At 47.2% G+C, this 9,192-nt stretch carries 7 protein-coding genes; all 7 read left to right on the top strand.

Going from position 1 to position 9,192, the window contains the following annotated elements:
- The first annotated feature begins 240 nt into the window (after positions 1 to 240).
- The 7 genes from LCF57_RS00475 to LCF57_RS00445 all read left to right on the top strand — a co-directional run bounded on the left by LCF57_RS00475 (position 241) and on the right by LCF57_RS00445 (position 8,902).
- Positions 241 to 657: a cupredoxin domain-containing protein gene (locus LCF57_RS00475; RefSeq protein WP_318840565.1), complete on the top strand. Its 417-nt coding sequence runs from the start codon at positions 241 to 243 to the stop codon at positions 655 to 657.
- A 194-nt stretch (positions 658 to 851) separates the two neighbouring features.
- Positions 852 to 1,838, top strand: coding sequence for an ABC transporter permease (locus LCF57_RS00470; RefSeq protein ID WP_225998962.1), 987 nt, complete (start codon positions 852 to 854; stop codon positions 1,836 to 1,838).
- A 15-nt stretch (positions 1,839 to 1,853) separates the two neighbouring features.
- On the top strand, positions 1,854 to 2,756 hold the full coding sequence (locus tag LCF57_RS00465) for a carbohydrate ABC transporter permease (protein ID WP_225998961.1): 903 nt from the start codon (positions 1,854 to 1,856) through the stop codon (positions 2,754 to 2,756).
- A 62-nt stretch (positions 2,757 to 2,818) separates the two neighbouring features.
- Entirely contained in the window at positions 2,819 to 4,513 is a 1,695-nt protein-coding gene (locus LCF57_RS00460) for an ABC transporter substrate-binding protein (protein WP_225998960.1), read from the top strand.
- Positions 4,514 to 4,617: 104 nt separating this feature from the next.
- Positions 4,618 to 7,098 carry a glycosyl hydrolase family 95 catalytic domain-containing protein gene (locus LCF57_RS00455; protein WP_225998959.1) on the top strand — a complete coding sequence of 827 codons (2,481 nt, stop codon included), beginning with the start codon at positions 4,618 to 4,620 and terminating at the stop codon, positions 7,096 to 7,098.
- Positions 7,095 to 8,441 carry a GH1 family beta-glucosidase gene (locus LCF57_RS00450; RefSeq protein WP_225998958.1) on the top strand — a complete coding sequence of 449 codons (1,347 nt, stop codon included), beginning with the start codon at positions 7,095 to 7,097 and terminating at the stop codon, positions 8,439 to 8,441. The genes LCF57_RS00455 and LCF57_RS00450 overlap by 4 nt, the downstream gene beginning before the upstream one ends.
- Positions 8,442 to 8,653: 212 nt before the next feature.
- Positions 8,654 to 8,902, top strand: a complete 249-nt coding sequence (locus tag LCF57_RS00445; protein WP_225998957.1) for a hypothetical protein — start codon at positions 8,654 to 8,656, stop codon at positions 8,900 to 8,902.
- Positions 8,903 to 9,192 lie beyond the last annotated feature (290 nt).

Here is a 9,192-nt window from a genome sequence, read left to right as displayed (position 1 = left end):
GTCCGTTCTATACAATAGTTACCTATATTATACAACATTAACGCGGTGTCGTCTTAAACAAAATCAACATAAAAAAAGCTGTCGAGACTTTCTCGACAGCCTGAGACGACATGGAAATGTCGTCTTTTACTTTTTTAGCTACCATGTGTGAGCAAGGTATTTAAAATTTTGATTTATTTATATATACTGAGTAGAGTTGATGTGCCGCATGCGGACAATCAACTGGAAGGGATGGATAGAATGAAAACATTCTTTTCTAAAAATTGGCACTTTGTGCTCATTGGTTTTGTCGCGCTTATCGTGGGCGGCTTTGCCTTATTTTATTTTCAGGGGAATGTGTCGTCGTTTCCAGCTAGCCAATCCAAGACACTTCAAGAACAACCGGATCTTACAAAATACAAAATCGCTACGGTCGAGGTCAAGGATGATGGTTTTTATCCCAAAAATATTGAGGTAAAAGCGGGTGCCCCTACTAAAATCAATTTCAAGAGAACCACATCTTTTACCTGCATTGATGAAGTACAGTCGTTGAAGATCGGAATGGATGTTTTTCTGGATCATGAAAATAATTATTTTGACACTCAAGACCTGAAGCCTGGTGTATATAAGTATAATTGTGGTATGTATATGTTCTATGGGACTATTACAGTAAAATAAGCTTGTATACGATAAAGTAAACTTGTAGCCTCCAACACATTTTTTGTGCTGGGGGCTATTTGTTTGCCCAATCCAGCTCCCATATATCTAATTTTGAACTGATTTTTCTCCTAATTCGTCGGGTATCAGCTTCCGATCCAGCACAGTATGATAACTGTATGATAATAGTAACTACAGACGAGGAGGAGCTTGCTATGGAATCTTCAACTAAAACCGCTTCCAATCGAGGCAGACCGCGTAAGGCTCGCGGACCGAAGCCAGAACGTGGCAAAAAGGGCTTGTGGGACAGTGTGAAGCAACAAAAATATCTTTATTTTATGTCCATTCCTTTTGTTATATGGGTGTTTATTTTTAGTTATCTTCCGCTATGGGGCTGGACGATGGCGTTTCAAAATTATAAGCCGGCCAAATCCTTCTGGGATCAGAAATGGGTGGGATTCGACAACTTTATTGAGCTTTTTCAGGATGAACGGTTTTATCTGGTATTACGCAATACGCTGGCGATGAGCCTGATGGGCATTGTATTTGGTTTTGTTGTACCGATCTTTTTTGCAATTCTGCTAAATGAGCTGCGGGGAATGATGTTCAAGCGTTTCGTGCAGACGGTCTCCTACCTTCCGCATTTTGTATCCTGGGTGGTGGTTGCCGGATTGGTCACAAAGATGCTGTCCATTGACGGAGGTGTCGTCAACGATATATTGATAGCGCTTCATATTGTGGATGAGCCGATTCAGTTCATGGCCAAGGGGAGTTGGTTCTGGTATATTGTAACCGCTTCCGACATATGGAAGGAGACAGGCTGGAATACGATTATTTACTTAGCCGCCATCACCGGAATTGACCAGGAACAGTATGAAGCTTCGCGTGTGGATGGGGCGAGCCGCTGGAGACAGATGTGGCATATTACGTTGCCGGGGATCCGTTCGACCATTGCCGTTCTGTTTATTATGGCGATTGGACATCTGGTCAGCAACGGTTTTGAAAAGCAGTTCCTGCTCGGCAACAGTCTTGTTACGGATTATTCCGAAGTGCTGGATTTGTACGCACTGAATTACGGGATTAATTTGGGCCGCTTCTCTTACGGGACGGCGATCGGTATTTTCAACTCGTTGGTCAGCATTTTGTTGTTGTTTACGGCGAACGGTATATTCAAAAAACTGACTAAAGAAAGCATCATGTAGGGAGGGAGAGACGAAATGACAACCAAGGCTTTTAACGCGACCCGGTCTGAAAAGCTATTTGACCTGTTCAACTATATTCTCATGGCTTTCATCGTAGTAGTGACGCTGTATCCGTTTCTGAACGTGCTTGCGATTTCCTTGAACAATTCAACGGACACGGTTCGTGGGGGAATTTATATATGGCCTCGCCAATTTACGCTCGAAAATTACAAAACGATTTTTCAGTATGATGGCCTACTACAAGGACTACAGGTGTCAATTTTGCGTACAGTGGTCGGAACGGTGCTGGGACTCATTTGTGCATCCATGCTTGCATTTACACTGAGCCGAGTCGATTTTCGAGCCCGCAAATTCATATCCACGTTTCTGGCGTTGACAATGTATTTTTCCGGCGGGATGGTGCCTGTATTTATTTTGATGCGTGATTTGCAATTGCTGGGTACGTTCTGGGTATATATTTTTCCGGGACTGATTAGCGCGTTTAACGTTTTTGTCATTCGTTCCTTTATGGATGGTTTGCCGTATGCGTTACAGGAGTCTGCCAAGCTGGACGGAGCAAATGATTTTACAATATATTGGAAAATCATTTTACCGCTGTGCAAGCCTGTGCTGGCGACAATTGCTCTTTTTTTGGCGGTAAATCAATGGAATGCGTGGTTTGATACGTATTTGTACAACGGTACAGCCTCGCAATGGACAACGCTGCAATACGAGCTGATGAAGGTGCTGCAAAGTACACAGCAAGGTGGCTCCAGCATGACAAATAGTAATGATATGGCGAAGCAAATGGCTCAAATTTCGCCAGAATCGATCAAAATGGCAATCACGATTACCGTTACGCTCCCCATTCTGCTTGTGTATCCATTCCTGCAAAAGTATTTTGTAGGCGGTATGACGCTGGGAGCCGTTAAATCATAACAGTTGAAATATAGCGGTCAAATCATAATGAAAAGTCATTAAGAATACAGGAGGATCCGAACATGAAAAAACACTGGTCCAGATTTGCACTCATTCCCCTGCTTGCAGTATCACTTGCTGCACTGGCAGGCTGTGGCGGAAGCCAAAACGCAGCAAAGGAAGGCTCATCCAGCGGAACGGACCCGATTACGTTTAGCTTTTTTGGGGCTGATCCAAGCCCGCAATGGAGCGGCATGAAGGATGAAATAGGCAAGGAAATTACGAAAAGAACGGGAGTAACCCTGAATGCTGAATTTGATGTCAGCGGCGGAGGCGGTAATGATCGCATCGCTTTGATGGCAGCGAGCGGAGAGTACCCTGATCTGGTTTCTGCTAAAGCGAATATCAGCAAGCTCGTGGATGCCGGAGCCATGATTGATCTAACCGATCTAATCAATGAACACGCGCCGAATCTTAAAAAGCTGTACGGCCCCTACATGAATCGACTGAAATACAGCAACAAGGATCAGGCCATCTATGTTATCCCTACGTATGCAGGTGTAGGACAGAAAAACTTTGATGCGACGGGTGGATTTGAAATCCAGCATAGAGTACTTAAGGAACTGGGATATCCAAAGGTAAAAACATTACAGGATTTTGAAAACGTACTCAAAGCCTATGTAGCCAAACACCCAACCATTGACGGCAAAAAGGCAATTCCGCTCACGCTGGACGCGGACGACTGGAGAATCATGATTACCGTCACGAATCCTGCCTTCCTGACGACCGGAGCGGCGGACGATGGCGAATATTTTATTGATCCCAAGACGTTTGAATCCAAGCTCCATTACAAGCGTCCGGAGGAAAAGGAGTATTTCCGATGGTTGAACCACATGTACAATGAAGGGCTGCTGGATAAGGAATCCTTTGTGCAAAAAAGTGACCAATACAAATCCAAAATTGCCAGCGGCCGTGTCCTCGGTCTGATTGACCAGGAGTGGGGCTATCTGGAGGCTGAAAATGCGTTAAAAACGTCAGGCAAGGCGGATGCCAGCTATGCACATTTTCCAGTTACACTTTCGGAGGAATATAAGGATCATTCCTTTCAAGATGCAGGCTTTATGTCCGGTTATGGTGTAGGTATTACCGAGAGCTGCAAGGACCCGGTGCGGGCCATTAAGTTCCTTGATTATCTGGCTTCCGATGAAGGACAGGTGCTGGTGAATTGGGGAATTGAAGGGTTGCATTATGAGCTCAAGGACGGCAAACGCATGATTCCGGCAAATATACTGGAGCAAAAAACGAATAACGCCACCAGCTTCAACAAAACAAGCGGAATGGATCTGTACACGTTGATCAGCGGACACTATGGTGATGGCGTGAAGGACCCTACGGGGAACTACTATACTACCAAATTTCCGGAACAAATTATCGCAGCCTATTCGGAGCCGGAAAAGGAGTCGCTCAAGGCGTATGGCGTAAAAACGTGGAAGGAGCTGTTTCCAAGCGAAAAGGAATTTGAAGTGAAGCCATGGGGCGCTGCCTATAACCTAACGACAGACAATGAATCCAACTATAACGTTACGTTCAAAAAAACGACGGATATTATCCGCAAGCGTATACCGGAAGCTATTTTGGCACCAGCCTCCAATTTTGACACTGTGTACGACAACATGCTGAAAGAGCTGGATGCGGCTGGCGCTGTACAAATGGAACAGCAATACACGCAACTGGTCAAGGACAGAGTGGAGTTATGGAGTGGGAAGGCTTCCAAATAACGAATCCATTGAACCAAACTTTGAAACGCTGAAATGACAGAGCGCTTGTTTTAAGAGCAGAACGTGATCGGCGCTCTGTTTGATCTCAAAGGGGAGGGTTTGACGTGACGAAAGGCGAAAAGCCGCAGTCTCTGCGGTTATGGTATCGCCAACCTGCTGAGGTATGGGAGGAAGCATTGCCCGTCGGCAATGGGAGACTCGGCGCTATGGTGTTTGGCGGGATCAGGGAGGAGCGTTTGCAATTAAACGAGGATACGCTCTGGTCCGGATTTCCCAGAGATGGGGTTCAGTATGATGTATTGCGATACTTGAAGCCTGTCAGAGAGCTGATTGCAGCTGGAAAATACAAGGACGCGGAACATCTGATCAATACGTACATGCTGGGTTGCGATACGGAAGCGTATCAGCCTTTGGGAGACTTGTGGATTACGCAGGAGGGCTTCGGGGAAATCACGCATTATGAACGAGAACTGGATTTACATACCGGAACAGCAGCAATCGCTTTTCATAGCGATGGCATCCGCTATACCCGTGAAGTTATTGCCAGTGCACCAGATGGGATCATCATGGTATCGCTGACTGCGGATAAGGCTGAGAAGATTAATGCATCCGTGCACATCACTACACCGCATCCTTGTGATGACACAACTGGAGAGGATGTATATTTCGGTGATTCGTCCAAATGGGATAGCGATGTGGGTGAGGGGTCATCCGATGAAGCGGCGAAGGACTTTATTACGCTGACTGGACGAGCGCCCAGTCATGTGGAATCGAATGTTCACGGTGATCATCCGCAGTCGGTCGTTTACGAGAATGATTTGGGGATGGCTTTTGCGGTTCAGGCGAGAGTTGTTCCCGAGGGGGGAACTATGACGGTGGAGGCTGACGGAACATTGATCGTCTCAGGCGCCGATACACTCACGATATATTTGGCGGCAGCGACCGGATTTCGGGGATTCCACACCATGCCCAATAGTGATCCAGTGGAGTCAGCAGAAGCCTGCCAAATCACCTTGGATAAAGTGATATTACAGGGTAGCGAGCAGGTGCGGCGACGGCATGAGCAGGATCATCGCGCGCTGTTCGACCGCGTCGCATTAGAGCTGGGGGGTGATACTCTAACCGACAAGTCAGTTCTACCGACCGATCTGCGATTAGAACGTTATCGGAAGGGTGAGGTGGACCCGGGTTTGGAGGCGCTGTTATTTCAGTATGGACGCTACCTGCTCATGGGTAGTTCACGCCCGGGCAGTCAGCCTGCCAATCTCCAGGGCATCTGGAATGACCGGGTGCAGCCGCCGTGGAACAGTAATTATACAACCAATATTAATACACAGATGAATTACTGGCCGGCTGAAATATGCAATCTTGCCGAGTGCCATGAACCATTGCTAGACATGGTTGGAGAAATCAGTCGCACGGGACGCAGAGTAGCTTCCGTTAATTACGGCGCTCAAGGGTGGGCAGCTCATCACAATGTGGACCTGTGGAGATACGCCGGACCGTCAGGAGGCCACGCCAGTTGGGCATTTTGGCCCTTAGGGGGTGTATGGCTGACCGCCCATCTGTGGGATCGTTATCTGTTCACCCAGGATACAGCCTATTTGGCAGAGCAAGCTTATCCGCTGATGAAGGGTGCGGCTGCCTTTTGTATGGATTGGCTCGTAGAAGGCCTGGATGGTTGGCTCGTGACCTCCCCCTCCACATCACCCGAGAACAAATTCATAACGCCGTCCGGCGAGGAGTGCAGTATATCCATAGGTTCTACTATGGATATGTCGCTGATCCGGGAACTGCTCGGCAACTGCATTCAGGCAGCGGATCTGTTGGAATTAGATGAGGAGTTCCGCCATCGCTGCGAAGAGACACGGCTACGGCTACTGCCTTATCAACTGGGTCGTCAAGGGCAGCTGCAGGAGTGGTTTGTCGATTTTGAGGAGGCGGAGCCGGGGCATCGACATGTTTCGCACCTGTACGGATTGTATCCTGGCCGACAAATCCATATCCGCGATACTCCGGAGCTGGCAGAGGCGGCCCGCATTTCACTGCGCCGACGGCTGGATCATGGTGGAGGCCATACCGGGTGGAGCTGTGCCTGGTTGATTAACCTGTACGCCCGGTTGGAGGATGGCGAGGCGGCACATCGGTATATTCGCACATTGCTGTCGCGTTCGACCTATCCCAATCTATTCGACGCCCACCCGCCTTTTCAGATTGATGGTAATTTTGGCGCGACGGCGGGGATCGCGGAAATGCTGCTGCAAAGCCGTCCGGGTGAATTGACTTTACTGCCTGCCCTGCCTGCGGCATGGTCGCAGGGAAAGGTCAACGGATTGCGGGGGCGTGGCGGGGTGACGGTCAGCATGGAATGGTCCGGTTCCCGGCTCGTCCGTGCGGAACTTACTGCATCTGTCTCGACAGGAAGCTGCATCATTCGCAGTGCACAGCCCTTTAGAGCAGATGCCCGGCTAGCTCAGCCTGATCCAAAGCACGGAGGATTTATGTTGTCATGGATTTTTACCAAAGAGCAGGAAATAACGGAAGGACATACGATTATTATTCATGGAGAGGAAGATCAAATATGACCATTTTTCAATTTCCGCAGGACTTTATGTGGGGAACGGCAACGGCAGCCTATCAAATCGAGGGGGCTTATCAGGAGGGGGGAAGAGGCCTGTCCATTTGGGATACTTTTGCCCATACACCCGGTAAGGTGTTCAACGGAGATAACGGAAATGTAGCCTGTGACAGCTATCATCGCTATGAGGAGGATATTCGGCTGATGAAGGAGCTGGGCATCCGTACATATCGTTTTTCAGTATCATGGCCGCGGATATTCCCGAATGGTGACGGTGAAGTCAATCAAGAAGGCTTGGACTATTATCATCGCGTTGTCGATTTGTTGAACGAAAACGGGATTGAACCGTTTTGCACACTGTATCACTGGGATCTGCCACAGGTGCTTCAGGCTGCGGGAGGCTGGGAAAATCGCCGCACGGTTCAGGCATTTGTCCAGTTTGCGGAAACGATGTTCCGCGAGTTTCACGGAAAAATACACCATTGGCTCACATTCAATGAACCATGGTGCATCGCTTTTTTATCCAATATGCTGGGAGTTCACGCCCCAGGTCTGACGAATCTTCAGACAGCCATCGATGTGGGACATCATCTGCTGGTTGCGCATGGCCTTTCTGTGCGTCGTTTCCGCGAGCTGGGCACCAGTGGTCAGATTGGCATCGCGCCAAATGTCTCATGGGCTGTACCCTACAGCACTTCCGAGGAAGATAAAGCCGCATGTGCGCGTACGATTTCTTTGCACAGTGACTGGTTTCTCCAGCCTATCTATCAAGCTTCATATCCACAGTTTTTGGTAGACTGGTTTGCGGAGCAGGGAGCCAGCGTACCGATTCAAGACGGGGATATGGACATCATTAGTGAACCGATTGATATGATCGGTATCAATTACTACAGTATGTCGGTTAATCGCTTTAATCCAGAAGCTGGTTTCCTTCAATCCGAAGAGATCAATATGGGGCTGCCTGTCACGGATATCGGCTGGCCGGTAGAATCACGAGGGCTGTATGAGGTATTGCATTATTTGCAAAAATACGGCAACATCGACATTTACATTACAGAGAATGGGGCATGTATCAATGATGACATCGTAAACGGCAAGATTCAGGATGACCGCCGTATTTCGTATATGCAGCAGCATTTGGTACAGGTACACCGGGCTATTCATGACGGTCTTCATATCAAAGGATATATGGCATGGTCCCTGATGGACAATTTTGAATGGGCAGAAGGATACAATATGAGATTTGGCATGATTCATGTCGATTTTCGCACACAGGTCCGCACACCCAAGGAAAGCTACTACTGGTATCAAAATGTGGTAAATAATAACTGGCTGGAGACCAGACGCTAAAAAAGCTGCTTTGACATAGCGAAGCTAGTTCTGTCTTCACTCCCTTTTGTTTGAACAGCAGGCCCTCTGGGGTAATAATAGTCAGGATGTGCTACAGGTTGTTCCAAGTATGCAGCGGCCACAGGAATAAAAAAAGGAAGATATGTGCATACTGACAAAAATACCTGACGAGGGCGTTTGAAACTATTTTAAACTAAAGGGAGTGAGAGGGTATGGCTGCGAATTTTAGGAAATCTGGATCAACTGACAGGCAAATGAGCCGCACGGTATCTGTTATCGCGTGGATCGCCTGCATTGCAGGTATTATCCTTATTTTGTTTGATCTAGGCAATTTAAGTGATCGTAATATATATTTAATGGTAGGTATTGGCTGCGTCGTTGCCGGAATTTTTATTTTTCTCATTGGGAAATCATTTGTCATTGCCCGTAAGAAGGAAGACCAGGAAAACGGCCGCAGCTAGTATAAATAAAAAATGAAAACAACATATTCAATGAAACCAACATCGTGGGTCTTCGAGCAGTGTAGCATGATAACTGTACGGAGGTCCGCTTTTTGCTTTAATATAGCTTCTTTGCGATATAAAATTAGCGTATTTTATGTCATTTTTTTAGTAATAAAAGATTTTAAATTTGCAAGAGAAATTTTATTTTAAGAGAGGTTTTTCACAAAAAACGGACAAATAATCGACAATTCTGTTAACAATAAAAAAAATGGCCGCTTTTCTGCTATCTTATATAGGGGCAACATTAC

This window comes from Paenibacillus sp. BJ-4 (genome assembly GCF_020404765.1).
GTDB lineage: Bacteria > Bacillota > Bacilli > Paenibacillales > Paenibacillaceae > Paenibacillus.
This window is presented reverse-complemented; position numbering and strand designations above follow the sequence as displayed.

Bases quoted from the DNA above. Each gene is read 5' to 3' on its own strand.
- LCF57_RS00450 (WP_225998958.1), top strand. From the start codon at position 7,095: ATGACCATTTTTCAATTTCCGCAGGACTTTATGTGGGGAACGGCAACG.
- LCF57_RS00475 (WP_318840565.1), top strand. From the start codon at position 241: ATGAAAACATTCTTTTCTAAAAATTGGCACTTTGTGCTCATTGGTTTT.
- LCF57_RS00465 (WP_225998961.1), top strand. From the start codon at position 1,854: ATGACAACCAAGGCTTTTAACGCGACCCGGTCTGAAAAGCTATTTGAC.
- LCF57_RS00460 (WP_225998960.1), top strand. From the start codon at position 2,819: ATGAAAAAACACTGGTCCAGATTTGCACTCATTCCCCTGCTTGCAGTA.
- LCF57_RS00445 (WP_225998957.1), top strand. From the start codon at position 8,654: ATGGCTGCGAATTTTAGGAAATCTGGATCAACTGACAGGCAAATGAGC.
- LCF57_RS00470 (WP_225998962.1), top strand. From the start codon at position 852: ATGGAATCTTCAACTAAAACCGCTTCCAATCGAGGCAGACCGCGTAAG.